We start from the raw sequence: 26,885 nt of genomic DNA, 5'->3' as shown, positions 1-26,885 counted from the left end.
CTATATGTACTTAACTTAGGTTAATCGATTAACACTTATCCAACAACTATGCCAACACAACACATCCAACTATCTTACTGCAACTTACACACCCCATTCCCAACTTGTACAATATCTAAAACTGCACGGTTTTTATAATTGTTTGTTCGAAAATGAACAGTTAGCTAACTTGATTACTTATATTTGTATTAAATCACTAACATGTTTTATATGGAGTCTATCATTAGTTTCTTCACCCAAAAAGTTCAGCAATATTCCAACAATCCACTTTTATGGGAAAAACGTAATAAAAGCTTTGCCCCAACAAGCTATATGGAGGCTTACAGTATGGTTACACAATTAGCTGTAGGCTTAAATGAGTTTGGAATTCAAGAGTTAGATAAAATTGCTCTTTTATCGGAGGGAAGAAATTTATGGTTAATTAGCGAAATAGCGGTTCTTAGTAATAAAGCCATTACTGTTCCATTATCTACAAAGCTAGAGGCAGATAATGATCTTATATTTCGTTTACAACATTCGGAGAGTGCCTACATTATAACATCAGAAAAGCAGCTAGCTAAAATCAGGCTAGTCAAAAAAGAGTTAAGGCATTTAAAAAAGGTGATTGTTTTCACTCCAGATATGCCTCTAGAAGAGGATGAAATGGATATTCAGGAGTTATTTAGTTTAGGTATAGAATCGTTAAAACAAGCCAATGATGCCTATGATAAATTAGCTAATAAGGTGGAACCTGACGATATCGCTACCATCACATATACTTCAGGCACAACAGCGCAGCCCAAGGGTATCATGCTTTCGCAACGTAATTATACGGCCAATATCGAACAGGCTTTTAGTTATATTGATATTCCATCTGATTACAGAACGTTGGTGGTTCTGCCTTGGGATCATGCCTTTGCCCACACTGCAGCACTTTATTCTTTTATGCTTACTGGGGCAAGTATAGCCTCGGTTGAAGCAGGTAAAAATCAGTTAGAAACGCTAAAAAACTTCACCAATAATATTAAGGAAATAAAACCTCATGTGCTTATGAGCGTTCCTGCCATGGCCAAAAACTTCAAAAAGAATATAGAGAAAGGCATTGCACAAAAAGGAAATACTATAAATAGCCTGTTTTTGTTCGCCCTAAAGCTTTCTTATTGGTATAACGGAACGGGAAATAACAAAGGAGCAGGCTTAAAATGGATAGCAAAACCATTACTGAGTCTTTTTGACAAAATCATTTTTAGCAAAATAAAAGAAGGTTTTGGTGGTAACCTGGCATTCTTTATTGGCGGTGGTGCCCTGCTGGATTTTGATTTACAACAGTTTTTTTATGCCATTGGTATACCGATGTATCAAGGTTACGGACTTAGCGAAGCCTCTCCCATTATTTCTGCCAACACACCTAAATATCATAAACTTGGTTCGTCAGGTAAAGTGGTTAATAATCTGGAAATTAAAATATGTGATGATGAAGGGAATGCATTACCTATTGGACTGTCTGGCGAAATTGTTGTGAAAGGTGAAAACGTAATGAAGGGTTATTGGAGAAATGAAGAAGACACTGCTGCAACTATTAAAGACGATTGGTTATATACAGGTGATTTAGGATACTTGGATAACGAAAACTATCTGTACGTTAAAGGACGTTTTAAAAGCTTGCTGATTGGTTCGGATGGAGAGAAATATAGCCCCGAAGGCATTGAAGAGGCCATTATAGACCATTGCTCACTCATTGATCAAGTGATGATTTATAACAACCAAAACCCTTATACTTCTGCTATTGTTGTTCCAAACATTGAAAAAGTTACTGCCTTAACAGCGCAGGGAGTTTCAGTTGAAGAAATTATAGATCAGTTATCTTCGGAACTCAACCAATTTAAAACAGGTGGAAAACATGCGAATTTATTTCCTCAACGTTGGCTCCCTTCTACCTTTGCTATTGCTTTTGAAAGTTTCTCGGAACAGAATAAACTTATAAATAGTACAATGAAGATGGTAAGAGACAAAGTAGCCTCCTTCTATAAGGAAGAAATAAATCTATGTTATTCTCCCCAAGGGAAGAACCTTAAAAATGACATGAATATTAAAAACATAAAACAACTTATTCAAAAATAATTGCCTTTATTTAACTTCATTCCTCATTAAAAAAAAGCAACTCAACTAAAAATTGACAAAAAATGGCTGTTTATTCGCTGGTAATAAGATTATATTTTACTTTTGCACCCATTAGATTTTATTTTCTAGTGGTAGATTGGTTATAATAAAGGATTTTATTACTAGTTTTATTGTGAATAAGGGGTTTTTTCTGATATGTTATGTACAAAAAAACATCAATTTGATATGATTATTTGATTGATGCGTAATATTAAACGAGAAAAGATTTTAATATTATTAAACTTTTTGTCATTTTTACACGTAATAAACCTGATTGATAAATTATTCTAAATGTTTAGAAACCTAGATAAGACACTTATAGTCTGCATAATATTACTCATTTCATGTTCTGTATCCGGACAGTACAGAAAGAAAAGGAATAAGTTTCTGGAAGGTTTGAAGATTCAACCCAAAGCAGGTGTTAACATGTTTTATGGTGACCTTGTAAGCCAAGGCAGAACGAATTACACTTTTGGTGTTGCTGGTGAAAAAGAATTATTACCCTATTTAAATGCTAGAATTGACCTGAATTATGGTTCAATGAAAGGTCAACAAATAAACCCTGGTGTTACTGAGCCGTATGCTTATTTCAAAAACTCCTATATTGATGCTAGTATAGGTGCTAGTTTTAGACCACTAGATTTATTTTACGGACTTTTTAAGCAAAGATTGTTTAACCCTTATGTAATTGGTCAATTTGGTATTGTCAGCTATAATGCGGACGAATGGTATGGACCAGAAGGACTATATGGCCGTGAGGGCGATGGTCAATTTTGGAGAAATAAAACAGGCATATCGCCCAATATTTCTTTGGGAGGTGGACTTAATTATTATATCAATTCCCACTATAGCCTAACAGCAGAGTTTATTGCTAACAAACCATTTACAGATCTATTAGATGCACATGAAGAATGGAATGATGCAGATGGTAATATATACCCTACGGATGCTGGAGATTTCTTTTATACGGCTACTATTGGTATAACCTACTTATTTGATGATAGTCAATGGAAAAACTCTCCAAAGTATAACAGAAAGGCGTACTTAAGAACACGAAGTTTGTATAAGAGTAACGTGAAGAAATACAAACGACCAAGCAAACGAAAATCTAAACGATATAAACGATAAACTTAAAGCTCCTTATGGGAGCTTTTTTTATGCCTTATTATCAACAGTAAACTAAACACAATATTATTCGTTACTTTTGAAGACTCAATTTTAGAATGTCTTTTGAAGTATGGAATTAAAAATAGTATCGGATTTTAAGCCAACAGGCGATCAGCCTGAAGCCATCAAGCAACTTACCCAAGGTATAAATGAAGATATTCCTCATCAAACGCTATTGGGGGTAACGGGATCGGGAAAAACCTTTACTGTGGCCAATGTTATTGAACAGGTTCAAAAACCAACCTTGATACTTAGCCATAATAAAACATTAGCCGCACAGCTTTATGGGGAGTTTAAAAACTTTTTTCCTGACAATGCAGTGGAGTATTTTGTATCGTATTACGATTACTATCAACCTGAAGCATACCTTCCTGTTACCGACACATACATAGAAAAAGACCTTTCTATTAATGATGAAATTGAGAAACTACGTTTAAGCACGAGCTCCTCTCTCCTATCTGGCAGAAAAGATGTTATTGTTGTTTCATCTGTCTCATGCATATATGGAATTGGTAACCCTGAAGATTTTCATGCCAATGTTACTAAACTTGAAGTTGGACAAGATATTGGAAGAAATCAACTTCTGCGCCAATTAGTTGATAGTTTATATTCTAGAAATGAAGTAGAGTTTAACAGAGGTAATTTCCGAGTAAAAGGAGATACCGTAGAGATTTACCCCGCTTACGCTGATGATGCCTACCGAATTGGATTTTGGGGTGATGAAATAGAAGAAATCACCATTTTTGATCCTATTAACGGAACTTCGAAATCAAAACGAGAAGAAATTCTAATATACCCTGCTAACTTATTTGTTACTACCAAGGAAAGAACCCAAATGGCCATCAGAATGATTCAGGATGATATGATGGAACATGTTACTTATCTTAAAGACATAGGCAAACACATAGAGGCAAAACGTATCGAAGAACGTGTAACATATGATTTAGAAATGATGCGAGAATTAGGGTATTGTCCTGGTGTAGAAAATTACTCGCGCTATTTTGATGGCAGAAATGAAGGGACTCGCCCTTTCTGTTTATTGGATTATTTTCCTGATGACTTTATGATGGTGATAGACGAAAGTCACGTAACGCTTCCTCAAATTAGAGCCATGTATGGTGGGGATAAATCAAGAAAAGAAACCTTAGTGGAGCATGGCTTTAGATTACCTGCCGCAATGGACAATAGACCGCTTAAATTTGAAGAGTTTGAAGATATTGTAGGTACCACTATCTATGTATCTGCTACTCCTGCTGATTATGAAATTGAGAAAAGCGAGGGTGTAATTGTTGAGCAGGTGATTCGACCAACAGGACTGCTTGATCCCATTATTGAGGTTAGGCCTAGTTTAAATCAGATTGACAATTTATTGGAAGAAATTAGGAAACGAATTGAAGTTAATGAAAGGACTTTAGTAACCACACTGACCAAACGAATGGCTGAAGAGCTCACTACTTATTTGCAGAAGCTGGATATTAAATGCGAATACATACACTCTGATGTGGATACTTTAGATAGAGTAGAAATTATGGCAAATCTGCGAAAAGGCGTGTTTGATGTTTTGGTCGGCGTTAACCTACTGAGAGAAGGACTAGATTTACCAGAAGTCTCTCTAGTAGCGATATTAGATGCGGATAAGGAAGGCTTTCTTCGCTCTGAACGATCGCTTACACAGACCGCTGGTCGTGCTGCTCGTAATGTGAATGGACTGGTTATTATGTACGCCGATGTCGTTACTAAATCCATGCAAAAAACCATAGATTCAACCGACAATAGAAGAATAAAGCAATTAAAATATAATGAGGAACATGGTATTACCCCTCAACAGATTAATAAGAAACATACTGGTGTACTAGCCAAAGGCATAGAAGAAAATGCTTATGTAGAACCAGAGGGCATTGATGTAGCTGCGGATCCAGTAGTAGGATACATGAACAAAGAAGGGCTAGAAAAAGCAATTGAAAAGGCAAAGAAAACAATGCAAAAGGCTTCAAAAGAATTAGACTTTATTACAGCCGCCCAGTATAGAGATGAGATGTTTAAACTGCAGAAATTACTTGATAATAAGTAGACAGTCTTCAGTAGGCAGTCTTCAGTCTATTTTTAAACTGCCAACTGCCGACTGAGAACTGTCGTCTTAATTATTTCTCCATTTCTTTATATACAAGGGCACTTGCTCCAACAATAGCAGCATCACCACTATCTAACTTAGAAGGAAGAATTTGAATTTTATCCTTGAAGATAGGAAGTAAATGCTCTTCCATACTTTCTTTAGTAGGCTTAAAAATATACTCTCCAGCAGCAGTCGGACCTCCAAATAAAAATACGGCTTCTGGGCTCAAATGGTGAACTGTATCAGCTAATCCTTGACCAAGGTATTTACCCGTCAATTCAAATACCTCTAAAGCCACTTTATCGCCAGCTTCTGCAGCATCGTAAATCATTTTTGAATCTAACTCATTGAATGACTTATCTGCCATTTTTGAGTCTGTAGCATTATATTTTGCCATTAATTCAAACGCTGTACGTTTCATACCTGGTGCAGAACAATAAGCCTCTAAATGACCTTTAGCACCACATCCACATAATCTTCCGTCTGGTACTAATGTGGTGTGACCACATTCCCCAGCAAATCCATCCGCTCCATAAACTAAATCTCCATTTACCACAATACCAGAACCTACTCCAGTACCTAAGGTAAACATCACAAAGTTTTTCATTCCTTTTGCTCCGCCGTATATCATTTCTCCAATGGTAGCTGCATTAGCATCATTGGTTAAAGCCACATGATCTAATTCTGGGAAACGCTTTTTTAATAACTCTACAAACGGAATAACGCCTTGAAAAGATAAATTGGGTGCATATTCAATGGTTCCACTATAATAGTTTCCATTAGGAGCACCAACTCCAATACCTAATACGGTTAGTATTTCACCCGTAGAATTTAACATATCACGAATAGCTTTCGCTAAATCGTCCATATATTTTTCAATATCTCCATGACTTGGGGTTTCAATACCACCTTTTACAATTACTTTACCAGCTTCATCAACAACACCAATGGCTGTATTTGTTCCTCCTATATCTACTCCTACAGATACTTTTTTCATCGTTTTAATAATTTTTTGGAATTTAATGTTTTATAATTTTAGCACAGGTAGCCCAAAAATAAAAATAAAAAGCAGAAGTTAATGATATAAAACTAATTTTGTCCTAATACTTTATTTGATTGGGCTTTCAGCCCAAACCCAACTTCATATTTTTGGCTTGACCAAAAGTATGAAACAAAAAAAAAGGTAAGCTAACCGAACGTTTCGATCAACTTACCTTTAGGGGTAAAAAACAACTATATTTTTATCGGGTTATAGGACTATTTCTCCCATACACCTTCCATTTCTTCTAAAGTTTTTCCTTTCGTTTCTGGAACCCATTTCCATACAAAAATGGCAGCTAAGACACCCATTACTCCATAAATCCAAAATGCAAAACCATTATGGAATTTATCGGTAAGCCAAGTACTATCATTCATCATAGGGAACGTCACCGATACTAACCAGTTGGAAACCCATTGACAAGCTACTGCAATTGCTAGCGCTTTGCTTCGAATTTTGTTTGGGAAAATTTCAGCAAGTAACACCCAACAGACCGGCCCCCAACTCATGGCAAATGATGCCGTATAAACTAACATACATATTAAGGCAGTCATTCCCACGCTTTGCATATAGAATGTAGTACCTAAGAAAATCATAGAAATAGCCATACCGACAGCTCCAATAATCATCAATGGTTTACGACCAAACTTATCAACCGTTAAAATAGCTACTACAGTAAATGTTAAGTTGATCGCTCCAACAATTATGGTTTGCATCAAGGCCACATCTGTTCCAGAACCCATCTTTTTGAAAATCTCTGGAGCGTAATACAAGACCACGTTGATTCCAACAAATTGCTGGAATGCAGATAATAATATCCCAATAACAATAACTCCAATACCGTAAGAAAATAATTTACCAGAATGGCTTTCTACTGTATTTTTAATGTCGGCAAGAATAGCTTTCGCTTTTTCGGCACCATTAATTTTACCTAATACCCTCAAGGCATTCTCGTCTTGTCCACGAAGCGCCATAAATCGAGGTGTTTCAGGCACAAAAAACAAGGCCACTAAGAACAGTCCTGCAGGAATCATTTCCGAAGCAAACATATACCTCCAACCAATATCATTTAACCACTGGTCGTCTCCAGAGCTTGCAATTCCGTAGTTTACGAAATACACCACTAACATACCAAAGATGATAGCAAACTGATTAAAAGATACGAGCGTACCTCTTTTCTCTGCAGGTGCTATCTCTGATATATACATAGGAGAAATCATAGATGCTAAACCAACACCAATTCCTCCAATAATTCTATAAACAATAAAATGCCAAACAAAAGTATGATCGGCTTCACCAAAAGAACGAATTCCTATTTCAGGAAATGCTGATCCTAATGCAGAAATAAAGAATAAAAATGCAGCTACTAATAAGGTATTTCTTCGTCCATATTTAGAACTTAGTAATCCTCCCAGAATACCACCAATAATACATCCAATTAGCGCACTTGATATAATAAAACCTTTTAATGAGTTAGCAGCTGTTTCTTCCAAACCCAAAGGCTCAACAAAGAAATTACCCAATGATGACGTTGTGCCTGAAATAACAGCAGTATCGTAACCAAATAATAAACCACCCAGCGTTGCTACAGCGGTTAATAATATGATATACGATGGTTTTTTTCCTGTTTCCATATGTAGATTAATTTAGTTTTTGTGATTTTTATAAATACAAAACTGATGTGTGAGGAATAAAAATACCGAGGCGGTGATCAAATCGCCCCGGATATTGATATTAATCTACATATACCAATTTAACATTTGCTCGTAAAGCTCTTGCTTACCGCTTAACATTTTCGGTTCACCTACTTCTTTACCAATTTTAGCTAAATCCTCAAGTGTTAATCCACCTGCTGCAAATTCAGCTCCTTTACCACCATTAAATGAAGCGTAACGCTCTGCTCTCATTTTAAGGTAATCTGACTCTTGCATGATTTTATCAGCAATAACTAAAGCTCTTGCATATACATCCATACCTCCAATATGTGCAATAAATGCATCTTCTTGGTCAGTTGAATTACGACGAACTTTAGCATCAAAGTTGATACCACCATCAATTAAACCACCACCTTGTAATACTTCAAGCATTGCGCAAGTAGACTCAGTAATGTTAGTTGGGAATTCATCTGTATCCCATCCATTTTGGTAATCACCTTTGTTAGCGTCAATAGAACCTAACATGTTATTGTCAGCTGCTACTCTTAATTCGTGCTCCATTGTGTGACTTGCTAAAGTAGCATGGTTCACTTCAATATTTAATTTAAAGTCTTTATCTAAACCGTAGTTTTTCAAGAAACCGATTACAGTATGCGCATCTTGATCGTACTGGTGTTTAGTTGGCTCCATTGGCTTAGGCTCAATAAAGAAAGTACCAGTAAATCCTTGCTTACGTGCATAGTCACGAGCCATTCCTAACATACGTCCAAGGTTATCTAACTCTTGTTTCATGTTAGTATTGTGTAAGCTCATATAACCTTCACGTCCTCCCCAAAATACATATCCAGTACCACCTAAAGCGATAGTAGCATCGATAGCATTTTTAATTTGAACACCTGCGTTAGCCACCACATTAAAATCTGGGTTGGTAGCAGCACCGTTCATATAACGAGGGTCAGAGAATACGTTAGCCGTACCCCAAAGTAATTTAACACCAGAAGCAGCTTGCTTTTCTTTAGCAACATCTACAATCTGAGCCATTTTTTTCTCAATATCTAATACAGAACCCCCACCTACTAAATCAGTATCATGGAAACAGTAATGAGGAACGCCCATTTTAGTAATAAACTCAAAGGCAGCATCCATTTTTTGCTTTGCAGCATCCATTGGGCTTGAAGCTTTGTCCCACTCAAAAACCTGAGTACCTGGTCCAAATGGATCTCCACCGTCTCCGCAGAATGTATGCCAATATGCAATTGCAAAACGCAAGTGCTCTTTCATAGTTTTTCCTGCAACTACACGGTTCTCATCGTACCATTTAAATGCTAAAGGATTTTTAGATTCTGGTCCTTCAAATTTAATTTTGTCAATACCTTTAAAGTATTCCTTATTACCAATTAAAACGTCCATCGTTTCTGAATTTAGAAATTAAAATTATTTATATTTTTTCTCTAGGTTAAAACCCAGAGCTAGTTACCATTTTCATATTCGCTTCCGCCGTGCGGATTATAGTTTACCTAGGGCTGATTTCCACTTTTCGTAAGCTTCCTTGGTTGCATCAACTTCAGCAGTATTTGGTTCAATAGTATCTACTTTCTTCAAACCGCCAAAAGCTTCTTCAAATGTTTTATAAACACCTGCTCCTACTCCAGCTCCACGAGCTGCTCCTGCAGAACCATCTGTATTATACAACTCGATAGTTGCACCTGAAATATTAGAAACTGTTTGTTTGAAGATTGGGCTTAAGAACATATTTGCCTGTCCTGCACGAATCAATTCACTTTTGATGCCCATTTCATTCATAATATCCATTCCATATTTAAAGGAGAATGCAATACCTTCCTGAGCCGCACGATACATGTGCGCTGGAGTATGAACATTAAAGTTTAAGTGATTGATTTGCGAACCGTAATCAACATTTTTAAGGATACGTTCAGCTCCGTTACCGAAAGGTAAAATAGTTAAACCATCGGAACCAATTGGCACACCTGCAGCCATATCATTCATTTGTGGATAGCTTACTTCACTGCCCACATTTTTATTCATCCAAGAGTTTAAGATACCCGTACCATTAATACATAAGAGCACACCTAAACTTGGCGTTGGCATTTGGTGATTCACATGGGCAAAAGCATTTACTCTTGAATCATCATCATATACATTCTTATCTGTTACACCGTAAACTACACCTGAGGTTCCTCCAGTAGCAGCTACTTCGCCAGGATTTAATACATTTAAAGAAAATGCATTGTTAGGCTGGTCACCTGCACGATAAGTTACTTTAATACCTGTCGGTAGTCCAAACTCCTCTGCAATAGCATCTGTAATTGTTCCTTGGTCACAGAAAGAAGTCAATGCTTCTGGAATAAATGATTTATCCAATCCATAATATTCCATCAATTTATCAGAAACTGCATCTTTAGGGAATTCCCAAAACATACCTTCTGATAGGCCTGACATGGTAGTAACCGTTTCTCCCGTCATGCGGAAGGCAATGTAATCACCCGGTAGCATAATTTTATCAATCTGACTATATAACTCAGGCTCGTTTTCTTTTACCCACTTCAATTTAGAAGCCGTAAAGTTACCTGGAGAATTTAATAGATTTTGTAAGCACCACTCTTCACCTAAATCTTCAAATGCTTTGTTTCCGTATTGAGCTGCACGGCTATCGCACCAAATAATAGATGGCCTTAGAACCTTTCCGTTTTTATCTACAACTACTAATCCATGCATTTGATACGAAATACCAATGGCTTTAATCTCGTCTTTTTTAACATCGGCATGCGCCATTGCTTTTTGACAAGCCTTTTTCAAGTTTTGGTACCATAATTCTGGATCCTGCTCTGCCCAACCTGGCTTAATGGCAGTAATTTCCATTTCTCTTTCTGGATATTGCGCTGAAGAAACAGTTTCTCCGCTTTCAACATCTAACACCGATACCTTCACCGATGAACTTCCAATATCAAATCCTAATAGTTGCATGACTGTATTTTTAATCCGTTCTGGTCTGTTCTGTTTGCAAATTTACATGCTTTGGTAATTTGTGCAAGTTTTTTTACGTTTTTTTTCATTCTTCAGAGAAGTGAACTCTTCTATTTTGCAGTAATAACAGGAGCTATAGCCCATCTAAAAAAATAAATTTAGATTGATGATAAATAAGCATTTATCGACCAGAACAGACAGCAGAATGGTATGCGATATCGTTCATAAAACAGCGTTTTAAAACCAAAAAGCCCCGACTGCAATGCAACCGAGGCTCAATATTATATATAGAAATTACTATTTCTTTTTCTTTCTTTTGCTTTTAGTGGTTTCCTTTTCGTGCTCAGTCATCAAGGTTTTCCAATCAGCATGACTCTCCGCAGAAAAATCTATGGTTGTTGAGTAATCTTCTCGATCCACTTCCAAACGCTTAATTGGCTGACCTAAAAACCCTTCAATCTCTGTTAGAATATCTTTTTCCTCTGTGCTACAAAAAGTAACGGCTTGTCCTTTTTCTTTTCCTCTACCTGTACGTCCTACTCTATGTACATAATTCTCTGAAAGCTCTGGCAAATCATAATTAACCACAAACTCTACCTTAGGAATATCAATACCACGGGCACTAACATCAGTGGCAATTAAAACTTTTATTTCACCTTGGCGGAACAAATCAAGCACCTTTTTGCGTTCATCCTGTTCCATACCGCCATGCAATGATTTAGATTCAATATCCACTCTTGCCATAGCTTTCTCCACTCGCTCACATCTTACCTGAGTACGAACAAATACCAATATCTTTCTTTCTGGATTCTCCTTAATTAAACGCTCTAAAAAGAATCGCTTATCATCCATTTCAATAAAAGTAACCGAGTGATCAATATTTCTGGCTACAGGATTTTTAGGTGATATCTGAATTCTAATCGCATTACTAACCAATGAATAAGCTAACTTCTTAATTACTTCATTGATAGTGGCAGAAAAGAATAAGGTCTGTTTCTTTTTAGGCAAATAAGTCATTAAATCCCTAATATCCTTGATAAAACCAAGATCTAACATATGATCCGCTTCATCTAACACTAAAATTTCAGTACGCTGCAAGCGGATAAAACCTCTACTGGCTAAATCAAACATTCGTCCAGGGGTTGCTATAAGTATATCAATTCCTTTTTCAAGTTTAGCAATTTGAGGTTCTTCCTCAACTCCTCCAAACACACAATAACTTTTTACTTTGGTATGCTTAGCCAAAGTTTCGAAAACCTGATGTATTTGAATGGCTAATTCGCGGGTAGGAACCATCACCAAACATTTAATACCATCGCCTCGTCCTTTTATCTTACGAACATGTAACTGATGAATAATTGGAATGGCAAACGCTGCCGTTTTACCCGTACCTGTTTGCGCAATCGCTAGTACATCCTCCCCTTTTAATATAGGTGGGATAGATTTAAACTGTATATCAGTTGGTCGACGATAATTTAATTTCGCCAAACTAGTTTTTATTTCAGATGCAATGGAATAATCCTCAAACTTCATAACGCATATTACAATTAGGCTGCAAAGATACTTTTAATTAAATCCTAAAAAAAGACCTATATAACTTTAGAATCATACACACTTTAAAGAAACCCGTCGAAATGTTTAAATTGATAGCATACCAAAACCTTAATCAATTTTAATTGTTTGATTTAATTGGCCTTACATTACCTAAATGTTAAAAATGTAGAATGATAGTTTTTTTTTACCAATACCCTTTTTAATCACTTAAGTTATTTGTAAATTATCTTTTGAAACTAAAATAAAATACGATGGAAAAGTGGGCAAGAAATTTTCAATTAATAATAAATAAAAGAGATGCACTTTTAGATCAGTTAAATAAATTGACCGATAACAACTATTCATACCTTTCGTTAAATAACCTAACTATTAATAGTTTTAAGGAAGCCAATGTTAAAATTGTGTTTTCGCAACTTCAAAATGCTATTAGAGAATACAATGACGCCTTAAGAGAGCGTGACGAATTGATGTTTGGTAAGTTTTTAGATAGCCTTATACATGAAAAAACACCTACCAAAGAGAGTAGAAATTGGTGTGCCTATAAATACTAGAGCACACTAATTATATGAAGCACGTTGTGGCAAGGCAATCTCAAATTGAGTTCCTTCTCCTAATATGCTTTTTACTTGAATAATTCCGTTATTTTTATCCACCATTTCTTTACAAAGAACTAATCCTAAACCAGTTCCTTTTTCATTATTTGTACCTAATGATGATATGGTATTGTTTACGCTAAATAGGCTATCTAATTGCGTTTTACTCATTCCAACACCACTATCTACAACTTCAATAATACATTTCTGATTTTCGTTATTGGCTTTAATACTTACCTCTCCATTGGTTGGAGTAAACTTAATGGCATTTGAAAGTAAATTACGCAAGATACTCTCAAACATTTTTTCATCTATATGAGCGCAAACGCAATCGCTGATATTCTTATTAATAGTGATATCTTTTACACCCCAGGCTTCAGATTGTTGATCGACTACTTTCTCAACAAATTCCTTAATATTAACATCAACGGGTTTGGGATTAAATGCACTGTTTTGCGACATGCTCCAGTCCATCAAATTTGCTAACATATCCAAGCCACTATTAGCCGTTTTATGTATGGCGTTAATGTTTTCGTAAAGTATCTTCTTTTCCACATTTTCAAAATCTACCAACAGATACTCCGATAGTGAACTCTGAATACAGAAAGGCGATCGTAAATCATGACCAATGATAGAAAACAACTTATCCTTTGTTGCCACCAACTTTTCTAAATCCTGATTTTGTTTTAAGATGACTTCCTTCTGCTCGTTTAATTGCTTACTTAATTCTTGCTCTAACATCAAGTTTTGCATCGCAATTTCCTTACGTTGCGTCTCCAGTGCTAGTTTAATTTCAATTTCTCGTCGTTCATTATTTACGGCATTCTGCTTTTCTACCAAACGGTTTATCATTTTTGGAATACTAAACATGAAGAATCCCATCAATATAAAATAAACGCTCTTATAAATAACGCCTTCAGGACCTGACGATGCGACCTGCGGAATAAGCTCCGGATCTATTTGAGGGTATCTGACAAAGTAAACAACATTATAACACAATATCACATAAGCAGTTGTAAAAATAACCAATTTACCATCATACCTTAATACAGATAACATGATTAATAAAGCATATATAAAAACGGATGCAGCTGTTGAAACCGCTATAGGCGAGAAAAAATAACTGTAATTAAAAATGTGCAAAGAAAGGAAGGTTACATCAAAGGTTGAAGATGCATATCTAATCCATGAAGCTCCATTAAATTTTCGTAATAAAAGGTTGAGTACTGAGTTATAAAAAATATAAACTCCAGCAATACTGAGCGAAATTAAAGCTCTCTCGGTTTCTCCTGAAAGAAATATATAACCTATTAAAACAAGGATTGCAGCAATTAATATCCATCTAAAACGGATAACTTGCTTCTCGCCCCAAGCAGCATCTTCAGAAGATAAAAAGGAGTGGTATCTCATACAATGATATAGGTTATTTTTAAAGAACCCCCAAAATAATCAAATACCTATAAAAAACAATGATCTAATGCTCCTATTCTAATAACATCTTTTTCGCTCGTAAAAAAAAAGTAACTTGCGACCGAATTCATACAACTATTTATAAGCAATGGCTGAAAACGAAAAAATGCAAAGTAAAGGAGAAACTAATTTAACTTTTTACAAGGATGGCTATACAATTGCAAGTAGAGAGGTTACGGACTTTAATAGCTTAACTCCATTGTTTAAAGGCATGCAAAGTCAATATGCAGCCATTAGCCAGCTTACACAATCCTTTGCAATGCGCACTCATCAGCAAAATAAACCTATTGCCTGCCATAAAGGATGCGCTTATTGTTGCTATCAACCTGTATACATGACCTCACAGGAGGCATTGCTTATTTATGAATTTATATTGCAAGCATTTGATGAAAACCAATTAAAGACCTTACGAAGCAAAACAGAAAAGAAACTTAAAAAGACTAAGAACCTTCCAGAAGAAAACAAGCAAAAGATACTTCATGCATGCCCGTTTTTATCAGATGGTTCATGCTCTATTTATTCGGTACGACCAATGGCTTGTCGAATTTACTTATCGGCTAGTAAAGATTCGTGCAAAAAGAAATACGACAATGCTGGCAATAAAGAAATATTTCCTGAGTTATTTGATTTTCTCTTGAAAGCAGGGAAATATATGAACGAAGGTTTTGTTGGCTATTTAAAAGGGAAAGGCAGAAAAATGGAAGAACTAACCATTGAAGAGTTTATGGTTAAACTTTTTAAGAACCCAGAATTTTATAAAACCTGGCTTACTGAAGATTACTTCGGAGAAGAAGAAACCAAGTAGATTTTAGTAACAACAATAAAACTAATGGAAACTTGGTCATAATTTAAATGTCCCAAAGTTTCCATTTTATACTTTTTAAAAATTTAGTATTCCCAAATTAAAAAGTTGATTGGCTCCTAACAGGGTAAATAAAGCACCTAATACCGCATAAAATATTCTAGCTCCAACAAGACCAATGGCCTTGGTCAACATTTGTGCTTTACGTTGATTAAAAAAATAATCCCACTTAAAAACTGCTGCGGCAAATATAACTATTCCAAAAAATAACAATAACACATTTAATACTAAACTATTCTCCATTTTACCAATTTTCCTTTTTTAATAATTCACCTGTTTTGGAATAATACTTCCAATTACCAGAGCGCTCACCTCTTTTAAACTGCCCTTTTATTTTAACAGCTCCATTTTTATAATAAAAAAAGGCATCTCCCCAACGCTTATGATCTTTAAAATACAGCCTTGCTTTTATATTTCCATCCGTATAAAACTCCTTATACTCACCATCTAAAATATCATCATCTACTTCTAACTCTGCCCTAATTATATGTCTTTCGTTATCGTAATAAAATATAGCTGTACCATCCACAGCACCGTCATCATACGGAACCACCGATTCAATATTACCTGATAAAAAGTAAGTCTTCCATAAACCATCCAACGCACCATCATCCAATTTACCTTCGTGCACTAACACACTATCCTGAACTCTTTCTGGATGCGTTAAATAATAGCTCAGGTCGCCATCATATTCAACATACTCTTCTCCCAAATCAATTTTAAACTGTAAACTATCAAACTCATCTATTATTAGCTCCTCAGCAGAAACATTCATTTGCTCAAGTTCAATATTTAGTTTTTCGCTTGTATCTTGTTTTGCAATCAATTGAGTTCTTAAAAAACCATTTTCTGGAAACATTTGCAGACCAACCAATCCTACTTTTTCCATTAACTCCTTGTATGGCTTTATATCAGCTCTATCTTTTCTATTAGAATAATAATAAAGGTGCTCATATAATCTAAGCATATTAACGTAAGCTGTTACACTACTCTCTTCTTTCAGCTCCTCATTAAACTTGGCAAACGAAGTATTACGCTCTAACGTATTCCCTACAAAGTAGCTATCAATAACCTCCATTAACCTATCGGAAGAATTACTAAATAATACAAAATTATTCACCACGGTATAATACGGCTTCTCTTTATTTTGAAAGAAATCACCTAAAAAAAGCTTGAAAAATCCACTTACGTTTAAAAAGTTAATTTCATGATTTTTATAGTGTTGCTGTTTAAATCTAACCGCCGTTCTATTTTTTATTTTCTTAGAGATATTACTTAATTTTTCCTCAGCCAAATCAATATCATTGGTACTCATGGCAAGTACAAAATCTAATTCTCTAGCATTGTTGGATGGCCTTAATTTAGCCAGAGCTATTTCACCGTCCATCCATGAAAACAAATCCTCTTTAAGGTTAATTCCTAAATATGATTCAGTAAGTTTAATACCACTTAAGTAAGATTCATAACCTTCGGGGTCTATAGATTCATATTGAGATAGAAAATCTTCATAAAAATCGACAGTATTAGAAACGTTAAAATTGGAATAAAATACGACTCCTGATGGCAATACTTTATCCGCTTTTCGTTCTCCTGGAGTAGATTTCATCAGAGGATTAAACAGGGATGAAATAGAATCATTATAACTAGAAAAACCATCTAACACAAACGATGATTGATAAAAATCCCCACCTAGTATTGAAAAGTCGATACCATTAAAAAAGCTTTTGCTAGCATCTTTCTTAAATACCTCAAACACCTTATTTATATCTACATATACATTCAGTTGACGTTTTTCATATACCGAAACAATAGTGTTATTTTTAATAGAGTTTTGGAGTTTATGCGCATTTCTGTTTTTAATGGTTTTCTCTACCAACTGATACGACAAACTACCAATCAATAAATTATCGATAGTAGCTAAATGAACTGTTAAATCTGCATCTTCCATAGCTACAGAATATAAACCAATACTATCCACTTCATTCCTTTGTATGGGCCACTCCAGTGCATTGGCTATTTTAGGAACCAAATTTAAGCTACCGTACTTTTTAACATCCATTACCATTAAAAAATCACTTTTAAAAGTGGAAAGCGGATGCATTGAAATAGCTACTTTTTGATTTGTAAGAACAGCAGGTATCCACTTATTTTCTTCAACGGTTGAATTAAAAGAAACCATACCTTCTTTAAATTCAGAGAACATTTCACTGGCTAATATGGAGTTCCAATAATCTGATTGGGTGAACTCAACCATCAGTTCCGATAAGTTATCTGTTTCGGCAATAATAATGGCATCATCTCCAATAAGTGAAATAGGTGAACGATTGGCATTTCCTCCAAAATGAAAATAGCTTATTACACCTATAGCTACCAGTATTACTGCTAGTATTAATATGCCAAGAAACTTAAAAATCTGCTTCATTGTATGGATAATTATTTAAAATGCTCTTTGACTATGTATGATTAATACCTTATTCAAGACTAGTTATAAAACTTGATGCAAATAGGTCGTTCCACTTCTACTTTTTGTGGCAGTATGGTAAGTTCTCCTGTTTCCGTATTTCTATTATATATGGTAATGTTGTTCGAATCGCGATTAGCCACCAATAAAAACTTTCCACTTGGATCAATGGCAAAATTCCTTGGCCAATTAACACCTTCCGTTTCAAACTCTACAAACTCTAATTTATTATCTAACACCTTAAAAACTGCTATACAGTTGAATCCTCTATTGGAAGCGTACAAAAACTTACCATCGGCCGAAAAGTGAATATCGGCAGCTTTTGCATTTCCTGTAAAAGTATCAGGTAATAGGGTTAGTGTTTGCATGGCCTTATTAAATATGCCTTTTTTATCTTTTTGAAAAGTGCTTACCGAACAGTCCAACTCATTTAAAACAGCAAGAATTTTACCATCAGGTGAAAAATCAAAATGACGAGGGCCAGCACCAGGATGACAAACAACTGAATCTGCCAGAACCAAACCTTCTTCTTTCATCTCATATACCTTTAACTGGTCTATACCTAAATCAGCCGCATAAATAAAATCACTGTTGGGGTCAACATCGATAGAATGACCATGTGGACCTTTTTGTCTTTTAGTAGGCCCATTCCCGTCATGTTTCACTATATTTTTATGAGAGAGTTTGCCTGCGTCATTATTAAAAGCTGAAAATTCACCCGAACCATAATAAGCCACCATTACATGGTCTTTAGTTTTATCTTGAGCAACATAACAAGGTCCTCTTCCAGGAACTACTTCTTCTGATACTTGAGTCAGTTCTCCAGAGGTTTCATTCACCGAAAATGAACGAACTACAGCGCTTTGCTTACCTTCATTATTCATTTTAGCTCCAACAGCAAAAAGCATTTTGTTCTCTTTATCAACAGCTAAAAAATTAGGGTTTATTATTCTATTGGCCACCTTGGCAGCAGTTACTTCTCCTGTATTTATATCAAAATAACAATACTCAATTCCTTTTAACGAATCATTATTGGTTGTTCCGATGTACATTAACATCTTGGAGTTTTCTGTTTGCGATACACAAGAGAATAAACTTGTGATGAATAAAAGTAAAATAAAGACTCTGTACATGATAGCTGAGATTAATAACCTTAGTTTAAATAAAAAATACTGCTTAAAGATAATTATATACACTAGTAAAAGAAATATTTGCTCGCAGATTAGACCATATATCGCTTTTAACGCGTTATTCTGTTTCCATGTTCATTTTCGTACACCATAGTGTGTCATTGTAATACAACAAAAATTATTAAAGAATTTGAAATACTTATTTTAACAATCTCTATAATTGACACTTACACTTTATGGCACATCAATTGAAATATCCTTGTCGTGATTGATTATAAAACATTTAAAAAATAATAACGATAAAATATAAACGCCATGAAAACTTTAAATCTTAACACTCGCTTCAGAAACATTTTCACTCTAGTTTTATCAACCGTAGTTTTATCAACAAGTACATTTGCTGCTGGCTTTTCAAAAATGGAACCAATGCCAATTAAACCTGTTGTTTCATCTAATTTTGATGTATTACTTACTTCGTTAAACGAAGAGGAAATGGAAGAAACTTTAGTGATGGAAGAATGGATGTTGAACCCAACTGCTTTTGTTGAGGTTGAAAATGAAGATGAATTAATGGCATTAGAAGATTGGATGACTGATGTAGATTCTTTTGTTGAAGAAAATATGGAACCTGAATTGGCTCTTGAAAACTGGATGACTAATGTAAATGATTTTGTAACTGATGTAGAAAATACAGAATTAGCTTTAGAAGAGTGGATGACAGATTTACAAGCTTTTATCCCTGAAACAGAGCTACCAACATTAGTTGTAGAGAACTGGATGACTGATGTTAACGAATTTGTAAATGAAGTTAACTTTCCTGAATTGGCTTTAGAAGAATGGATGACAGATATTCATGCTTTTATTCCTGAAGAAAACGAACCTACGCTAGCTTTAGAAAATTGGATGATGGATGTTAATTCTTTTGTAATTGTTCAGGACCAAGTGCTTGCTTTTAAATAGAGGTTGACTCGAACTAATTAAAGAAACACATGGATAACATTTAATTTTACATATATGCAATATATTGTCCCCAAGCAGTAATTGAAACGAAACTCAATTACTGCTTTTTTTATGCCCTATAATTGATTTAGCTTTTTGCCTTTATCAGATCCAAACAAAAAGTTCTTTGGACTTCCAATAATCTGCTCTCCATAAATTCCTGTATGACCCGAAAATAAGTAAGCTGTAGCACAGGCAATTCCAATAAAAACGCCTGCTTCCGAACCAAACAGCTCTATGCCCATTAAAGTACAAGCAATAGGTGTATTGGTAGCTCCTGAAAAAACAGCTACAAAACCCATACCTGCCAACAATGCTACTGGTAAAGGAATAAAAATAGAAAGTGCGCTTCCTAAAGCCGCTCCAGTAAAAAACAAAGGTGTTACTTCACCACCTTTAAACCCTGCTCCCAAGGTAAACGAGGTAAAGAGTATTTTTAATAGGAAATCTGAAAATGGTAATTGTTGCTCAAACGATTCAACTATAACAGGTACACCTAAACCTATCCAACGTGTGGTATTTTCTCTCGAAAAATAATAAATAGCGCCAACAGATAATGCGATCACTACACCTCCAATAACTGGTCGCAATGGAGGATATTTAATAGTCTTCTTAAAAAACTCTCCCCAATAGTGGGTAGCATTTGAGAACAGCATACCTGCCAACCCAAAACAAACTCCCGCCAGCAAAGCCCATAATAACTGTGGCGCCCATAAATCAGGTACAAAAGGGATAGCATAATGTGTATGATGAACAGGCCATAAATGTGCAGCTTCGTTGGCAAAAACTGCCGCTAAAAAGCTAGGAATAATAGCATCATAACGCATCCTTCCAACTACAAACACTTCCAAGGCAAATACGGCCCCAGCCAAAGGCGTTCCAAAAATAGAAGCAAAACCAGCACTAACGCCAGTAACCAACAATATTCTTCTATCCTCAGCTTTGAGCTTAAATATTTTAGTAAACTGATCGGCAATAGCCCCTCCCATTTGGATGGCCGTTCCCTCTCGACCAGCAGACCCTCCAAAAAGATGCGTAACCACAGTACTTAACAACACCAAGGGAGCCATCTTTAAAGGAATTATTTTTTTAGGACTATGAAACTCCTGCAGTATTTGGTTATTCCCTTTAACTACACTCTGACCATAATAATGATACACCAAACCAATGACCAATCCTCCCAACGGTAAAAGTGCAATAATCCATAAATTAGCCTCACGTAATTGAGTAGCCCATTCCAATGATATTAAAAAAATAGCAGAAGCTGACCCAGCTAACAAGCCTACTATCGCACATAGTAAAATCCACTTTCCTAAATATAGTAACGAAGGAATAAATCCCTGAGGTATATTTTGTTTTAGTTTTTTCTTAAGACTCATGAATGTTAGTTTTCGTAAAATGCCTCCACTCCTGGATATTGGTATTTTTCCTTGGCCATATCTTGAGGAAATAAAAAGTAAGTTACTTTTCCTATGGAACAAATCTTCCCATCACCATCCTCAATTGTTGTCTTAATGATAGCAAGTCGTTTATTAACCGATTCAACATTGGCTTTAAAAGTCATTTCTTTATCGGTAATCATCAAAGGGCTTTTATAACGAACATCTAAATTTGAAGTAACTCCAGCAGTTTTGCACTTGGTATAAACTGTCCAGCTAGCAATTTCATCGTGTATAGTCGCTTGAATCCCACCGTGAACAACATTTAAATAACCTTCGAATTGTTTTTTAGGCAACCATTTACAAATAATCTCCTCACCTGCATCCCAAAATTCTAGTTTTAAACCTATATCATTTAACGGAGAACATCCAAAACACTTATAATCATGTTTGTCGCTATGTACAAATGGGTTAATTATTTTTTTCATATGATTAAATCTTACTTTCTATACTCATTTGGTTTACTACTCATCAAAAGTAGATGTTTTTTATTGTACAGAAAATAAAAATGCCGGAAAGCATTTAACTCACCGGCACTATATATTTAATAGTTTACCACTTAATGGTTACTACATTGCGTTTATTGCTGACTTCCTGGAATTGCTCCACGCATTCCAACAACATCACGATCGAACATGTATAAGTTATGTCCGTCTAATAATTTAAGTTTGTCAATAATACCAGAGACTGAAGCTTCCTCCTCAATTTGCTCAGTTACAAACCACTGAATCCAATTGTGTGTAGTAAAATCTTTCTCCTCTAAACATACACCAACAATTTCGTTAATACTTTCAGTAACAAATCGCTCATGCTCTAATGTTTGCTCAAAGATATCTTGTACATTTTTAAACTCTGCAGGTGGTTGAGCAACAGCAGGAATAACCGCTTTTCCGCCACGCTCATTCACATATTTCATGAACTTTAAAAGATGCATTTTTTCCTCTTCTGCTTGTGAATACATCCACTCAGAAACACCACCAAGTCCGTTAGTTTCAGCCCAAGAAGCCATTGACAAATATAAGTTTGAAGAATATGCTTCTCTTTCAATTTGTCTTACCAAGATTTCCTCTACAGTTTTTTTCAACATAATCGTATATTTTTATTTATTATATATTCTACACTTCTATAGTCCCCAAAATTAAAATTAAATCGGATAAAAAAGTATGTTTTTACACCTACTATCAGTTATTTAGAATTCGTCTACACAATCAATTAGATAGTACATTTCACTGCACGTCATTAACAACACTTCAATCAACAAATATCTTGCTTAAATTAACTTCTATTGTAAGGTTCGAATAGGAGTTTTCCTAATAATTTACTCCGGTAATAGAAATCAATAAAATATTTCGATCTTTTCTTTAGAAAAGTAAAAAAACAAAAAAGGTATCACATTACTTATTTGTATCGAAACCCTTTTATTATCAAAGCGTAGACCTGTACTAGTAGATGATTTCACCAACTATGATTATATGCCTATTGTTATGTGGAATTCTATTTATTGTTTAATGAGTTTAAGTTTTATGAAAAAAATAGCATCAATAGCCGTTATTGTACCTTTGTTTTTATGCTCGTGTGTAAAAGAACTAAGCAATAAAATAGATTCAATAGAAAGCGATAGCTGGAATTCGAGTTGGGCCTTACCACTAATTAATGGAGACTTTACCATTAGTGATTTAGGTAAAGAGCTATCTCAAAAAAACTTAGATGTTACCTATGCAGATGATGGCACTACAATATTTGTATATAAACAACCTTCCATATTTTCACAAACAGCTAGTGAAATATTTACTGTTCCTAACCAAACCTTTGGAACATTTATTAAAGCATCTGAAACTATACCTGCAACAGGAATAAGTGCTACATTAGAAACTACCGAAGAATTTACGTTTGATCTAGATAGTCCCGACGGTGATAGAATTTATGAAATATTACTACATGATGGTAATATGAATTTCACTTTAGATGGAAATATTCCGGTTACAGGAGAAATAGAGGTCGTTTTTCATTCTTTACTAGTCAATAATAGTCCAGTTACTTTAAATTATGCTTGGAGTTCTGCGGGCACCCAAACACATTCAGAAACTACTAGCCTTGAAGAAGCGGTAGTTAATCTTCGACCATCAACTAACACAGAAAACAATAAATTTAAAATCACCACACATATTACTTTAAATTATGATGGCTCGGCAATGTCAAGTACCGATGGCTTTCAATTAGGTATTGAATTAGTAGATCTTAATTTTGCAAAACTTACTGCTTCATTTGCTCAACGAGACATAGCCCCTGAAGCTAAATACTTTAGATTAAATTATACCGACGAAATTAAGAAAGGAATATATCAACTTGAGGATCCAAAATTTCACTTTAAAATTAGAAACTCAATCGGAGCTCCTATGAATATTCTTTTCGATAGAATTGTTTCCTTATCAGATGACAAATTACCATTATCTATGACAGGTGAAATTATCGATGATCCAATTACTATTAACCACCCAACTATAGAGGGACAATCTATACTAACTCAGATAGATATTGATAAAAGCAACTCTAACATACCTGAATTATTAAATTACCAACCTGATAGTATTTTGTATTCCATCGTAGGTAAAGTAAACCCTGATAATCTATCAGATGAACAATTTGTATTAGATACTTCAAAACTGGCTGCTAATGTTTTATTAGAAGTACCTTTGCATGGAGCTATTAAAAATATTTCGATAAGGGAAACTTACGATTTTGATGGAGAAAGTTTTGACGATGTTGAAAATGCGCTACTTAAAATAACAACAACGAATAGCCTGCCTCTTGATGCATACTTGCAAGGCTACTTTATTGATGAGTCACAAACAGTATTAGACAGCCTGATTGCAGGAAATAAACATGTTATACTTCCGGCTCAAATAGATTCCGAAGGTAATGTAATAGGAAGTGCCGAAAATTCGTTCATCATTAATTTAAGCAAGGAAAAACTTCATAAAATTACTCCTTCACATAAGCTTGCAATATTAATAATTTTCAACACACCTGAAGCATTATCCAAATCGGTACGATTTAAAGAGGAAGATAAACTGAAAATAAATATTTTCGGACAAACTACTTTTGGAGTTATTGAATAACCAAGCCTTTTTACTTTAAGAAAAATCACTTATGCGAAAATTATTACTCGTCATAGCACTTATATATAGCTCAGTGGCACTTTGGGGACAAGGTGAAATATCACTATACAACCTTAATTATAGCGTTTCACAATCGCAAGAGCTCAACCCTTCTTTCTACTCCAATCATAAGGTAGTTTTTGGTTTTCCTGTACTAGCATCAACAAGAGCTAGCTTTAATGCCGATCAGCTTTCTTTTAATAATATCTTCTCAAAGCAGAATAATTCATATAATCTCGACTTTGATAAAATAGCGAGTAATTTAAATAAGCAAAACTTTTTGAATCTAAATGCTGATGTACAGCTTTTTCACTTGGCTCTTAATTTAAAGAAAAATCACTTTTCTTTAAATTTTAATGATAGAGTACGTTCTACTTTAGCTTATTCTGATGATTTTATAAAAATGGCAATCTACGGTAATGCCCATCCAGATATTATAGGCAAAAAGATAGAGCTGAATTCATTAGGAGGGAGTCAACTCTCGTACCATGAAATTGCACTGGGGTATGCTAGAGATATTAATGATAAACTTACGGTTGGAGTTAAGCTGAAGTATTTAGCTGGATTAACCAATATTGAATTAAAGGATATTGACGGCTATGTAAAAACAAATGAAGAAGAAATCCGTATCAAACATCAAGGATTTTCTGCCCGCACTGCAGGTTTTAACTTAATAGAGAATAATGAAGATGAGAATATTTCTACCCTATTAACGAATACCTTACCAGGAAAAAACAAAAACAATGGCTTTGCATTTGATTTTGGTGCTAATTATAAAATAAACGAGAAAATTAAGGTTTCTGCTTCTATTGTAGATTTAGGGTATATTAATTGGAATAATGATACGAAAGAAATTAAATACAACCCTGTAGATTATTCATTTAAAGGTTTTGAAATTCTAAAGGTTATTGACAACAGAGACTCTGATGATTATATTCAAAATGAATTGGACTCGCTTGAAAATCTATTTGAATCTTTTGAAGAAGAAGGTATCAAGTATAGGTCAACATTAACCGCTAAAGTTAATGCGGGATTCGATTATGCCTTTCATCCTAAACATCATGTCGGAACAGTGGGTAATGTTGCCTTATTTGATGGTAAAACACAATACGCTATTGGTGCATATTATAACTTTCAACCGCAACGAATATTTAATGCTACAATGAATGTGGCCATGCGTAACGGACAAGTTGGTTTGATTGGAGTAGGAGCATCTGTAGAATTAGGAGCTTTTCAGATATATGGAACTACAGAATCACTTACCTCATTAATTCAGCCAGATGCAGCTTCTCTAGTAAGTGCACGTGTAGGAATTAACCTTGTATTTGGTAAAAATAAAGCCAAAAAAAATAAAAAATTAGTAATACCCACACGTGCTCAAGCTATTCCATATCAAGAACCACAGGTTGAAGAAGTAGCTGATAATGAATTGGAAATTGTTGACGCATCAATTCAAAAAACGGTTATTCCTATTGTTTCTCCTAAGCCTCTATCTAATCCAGTTATAGATGAAGCTCCTATCATTGTTTCCCAAGGAAACCATAAAGATGAAATTCCATTAGGACACTACATTGTGGTAGGCGCATTTTTATCCAAGACTAACGCAAATAATTATAGTCGTAAGTTAACAAAAGCAGGATTTGAAAATAACTACGGTTTTTTAACAGAAAAGGAATATTATTACGTGTATGTATACGAAAACGATGGAGATACAGATACAGCCCGCAAAATAAGAAATGAGTATAGAACTCAGAATCAATTTGAATTTCATAATGCTTGGTTACTTAGCGTGGTAAAGAAATAATATCTATCATTTAATACTACAAAGTATCTTCATCACTTTTCCACTTAAAGGATGTATGGTTTACTATACCTGAATAATATAAAGCCACTTAAACCTATAAACGACTCTCTTCTTCATTAGAAAGGGTTTATAAAAATCAGTTCCTATTAATCTTTTCTCACTGTGGAGCTATTAAAATTTGATTATTTAGAATTGCGTATCACTCCCATTTAACCTTATTAATATTAAAGATTTAAAAAAGTTAAGTAAGCTCTAGTTGCCTATAACTAAAAAATAGTAGCCTAAGCTACCTCCTAGATTTACCTCTTACACATTCT

General features: G+C 34.8%; 20 protein-coding genes. 8 read left to right on the top strand and 12 right to left on the bottom strand.

The window, feature by feature from the left end:
* Nucleotides 1-210 precede the first annotated feature (210 nt).
* The 3 genes from A8L32_RS22505 to uvrB all read left to right on the top strand — a co-directional run bounded on the left by A8L32_RS22505 (nucleotide 211) and on the right by uvrB (nucleotide 5,377).
* The gene (locus A8L32_RS22505) at nucleotides 211-2,100 is read left to right on the top strand and encodes an AMP-dependent synthetase/ligase (protein WP_066633482.1); all 1,890 of its coding nucleotides are present in this window, start codon (nucleotides 211-213) and stop codon (nucleotides 2,098-2,100) included.
* A 330-nt stretch (nucleotides 2,101-2,430) separates the two neighbouring features.
* Complete coding sequence (locus A8L32_RS22500; RefSeq protein ID WP_143525207.1) at nucleotides 2,431-3,267, top strand: hypothetical protein; 837 nt, start codon at nucleotides 2,431-2,433, stop codon at nucleotides 3,265-3,267.
* Between the two features lie 109 nt (nucleotides 3,268-3,376).
* Nucleotides 3,377-5,377, top strand: coding sequence for an excinuclease ABC subunit UvrB (gene uvrB / locus A8L32_RS22495; protein WP_066633477.1), 2,001 nt, complete (start codon nucleotides 3,377-3,379; stop codon nucleotides 5,375-5,377).
* A 70-nt stretch (nucleotides 5,378-5,447) separates the two neighbouring features.
* On the opposite strand, the gene A8L32_RS22490 is transcribed toward uvrB, so the two are convergent.
* From A8L32_RS22490 to A8L32_RS22470, 5 genes are all read right to left on the bottom strand, one after another.
* The gene (locus A8L32_RS22490) at nucleotides 5,448-6,416 is read right to left on the bottom strand and encodes an ROK family protein (protein WP_066633474.1); all 969 of its coding nucleotides are present in this window, start codon (nucleotides 6,414-6,416) and stop codon (nucleotides 5,448-5,450) included.
* 260 nt (nucleotides 6,417-6,676) lie between these two features.
* On the bottom strand, nucleotides 6,677-8,092 hold the full coding sequence (gene xylE, locus A8L32_RS22485; RefSeq protein ID WP_066633468.1) for a D-xylose transporter XylE: 1,416 nt from the start codon (nucleotides 8,090-8,092) through the stop codon (nucleotides 6,677-6,679).
* A gap of 105 nt (nucleotides 8,093-8,197) precedes the next feature.
* Nucleotides 8,198-9,523, bottom strand: a complete 1,326-nt coding sequence (gene xylA, locus A8L32_RS22480) for a xylose isomerase (RefSeq protein ID WP_066633465.1) — start codon at nucleotides 9,521-9,523, stop codon at nucleotides 8,198-8,200.
* A gap of 96 nt (nucleotides 9,524-9,619) precedes the next feature.
* The gene (locus A8L32_RS22475) at nucleotides 9,620-11,098 is read right to left on the bottom strand and encodes a xylulokinase (RefSeq protein ID WP_066633462.1); all 1,479 of its coding nucleotides are present in this window, start codon (nucleotides 11,096-11,098) and stop codon (nucleotides 9,620-9,622) included.
* A gap of 297 nt (nucleotides 11,099-11,395) precedes the next feature.
* Complete coding sequence (locus A8L32_RS22470; RefSeq protein ID WP_066633459.1) at nucleotides 11,396-12,631, bottom strand: DEAD/DEAH box helicase; 1,236 nt, start codon at nucleotides 12,629-12,631, stop codon at nucleotides 11,396-11,398.
* A gap of 272 nt (nucleotides 12,632-12,903) precedes the next feature.
* Here A8L32_RS22470 and A8L32_RS22465 point away from each other — a divergent pair, with 272 nt between their 5' ends.
* Entirely contained in the window at nucleotides 12,904-13,203 is a 300-nt protein-coding gene (locus A8L32_RS22465; RefSeq protein ID WP_066633456.1) for a hypothetical protein, read from the top strand.
* A 6-nt stretch (nucleotides 13,204-13,209) separates the two neighbouring features.
* Here A8L32_RS22465 and A8L32_RS22460 read toward each other — a convergent pair whose 3' ends face one another.
* Complete coding sequence (locus A8L32_RS22460) at nucleotides 13,210-14,655, bottom strand: sensor histidine kinase (RefSeq protein ID WP_066633453.1); 1,446 nt, start codon at nucleotides 14,653-14,655, stop codon at nucleotides 13,210-13,212.
* A 166-nt stretch (nucleotides 14,656-14,821) separates the two neighbouring features.
* Between A8L32_RS22460 and A8L32_RS22455 the strand changes: the two genes are divergently transcribed.
* Entirely contained in the window at nucleotides 14,822-15,520 is a 699-nt protein-coding gene (locus A8L32_RS22455; protein ID WP_158027285.1) for a YkgJ family cysteine cluster protein, read from the top strand.
* A gap of 75 nt (nucleotides 15,521-15,595) precedes the next feature.
* On the opposite strand, the gene A8L32_RS22450 is transcribed toward A8L32_RS22455, so the two are convergent.
* From A8L32_RS22450 to A8L32_RS22440, 3 genes are read right to left on the bottom strand one after another with little or no spacing between them, the layout of a single operon-like run.
* On the bottom strand, nucleotides 15,596-15,820 hold the full coding sequence (locus A8L32_RS22450; RefSeq protein WP_083631472.1) for an Imm17 family immunity protein: 225 nt from the start codon (nucleotides 15,818-15,820) through the stop codon (nucleotides 15,596-15,598).
* A gap of 1 nt (nucleotide 15,821) precedes the next feature.
* Nucleotides 15,822-17,999: a DUF3352 domain-containing protein gene (locus A8L32_RS22445; protein WP_066633446.1), complete on the bottom strand. Its 2,178-nt coding sequence runs from the start codon at nucleotides 17,997-17,999 to the stop codon at nucleotides 15,822-15,824.
* A 59-nt stretch (nucleotides 18,000-18,058) separates the two neighbouring features.
* Complete coding sequence (locus A8L32_RS22440) at nucleotides 18,059-19,171, bottom strand: lactonase family protein (protein ID WP_083631471.1); 1,113 nt, start codon at nucleotides 19,169-19,171, stop codon at nucleotides 18,059-18,061.
* 312 nt (nucleotides 19,172-19,483) lie between these two features.
* Here A8L32_RS22440 and A8L32_RS22435 point away from each other — a divergent pair, with 312 nt between their 5' ends.
* Nucleotides 19,484-20,128 (top strand): hypothetical protein, encoded by a 645-nt coding sequence (locus A8L32_RS22435; RefSeq protein WP_075591612.1) that lies wholly within the window; start codon nucleotides 19,484-19,486, stop codon nucleotides 20,126-20,128.
* A 116-nt stretch (nucleotides 20,129-20,244) separates the two neighbouring features.
* On the opposite strand, the gene A8L32_RS22430 is transcribed toward A8L32_RS22435, so the two are convergent.
* From A8L32_RS22430 to A8L32_RS22420, 3 genes are all read right to left on the bottom strand, one after another.
* Entirely contained in the window at nucleotides 20,245-21,546 is a 1,302-nt protein-coding gene (locus tag A8L32_RS22430) for a voltage-gated chloride channel family protein (RefSeq protein ID WP_066633439.1), read from the bottom strand.
* Nucleotides 21,547-21,551: 5 nt separating this feature from the next.
* A complete protein-coding gene (locus tag A8L32_RS22425; protein ID WP_066633438.1) occupies nucleotides 21,552-22,034 on the bottom strand; it encodes a PaaI family thioesterase in 483 nt (160 codons plus the stop codon).
* Between the two features lie 152 nt (nucleotides 22,035-22,186).
* Complete coding sequence (locus tag A8L32_RS22420) at nucleotides 22,187-22,693, bottom strand: ferritin (RefSeq protein WP_066633436.1); 507 nt, start codon at nucleotides 22,691-22,693, stop codon at nucleotides 22,187-22,189.
* A 436-nt stretch (nucleotides 22,694-23,129) separates the two neighbouring features.
* Here A8L32_RS22420 and A8L32_RS22415 point away from each other — a divergent pair, with 436 nt between their 5' ends.
* Nucleotides 23,130-24,725: a hypothetical protein gene (locus A8L32_RS22415; RefSeq protein WP_143525206.1), complete on the top strand. Its 1,596-nt coding sequence runs from the start codon at nucleotides 23,130-23,132 to the stop codon at nucleotides 24,723-24,725.
* A 31-nt stretch (nucleotides 24,726-24,756) separates the two neighbouring features.
* Complete coding sequence (locus tag A8L32_RS22410; RefSeq protein WP_066633431.1) at nucleotides 24,757-26,568, top strand: DUF5723 family protein; 1,812 nt, start codon at nucleotides 24,757-24,759, stop codon at nucleotides 26,566-26,568.
* Nucleotides 26,569-26,885: the final 317 nt, after the last annotated feature.

The organism is Labilibacter marinus (assembly GCF_001659685.2).
Lineage (GTDB): Bacteria > Bacteroidota > Bacteroidia > Bacteroidales > Marinilabiliaceae > Saccharicrinis > Saccharicrinis marinus.
Note: the sequence above shows the minus strand (reverse complement) of the source record. Positions and strands in the feature narration are given on the sequence as shown.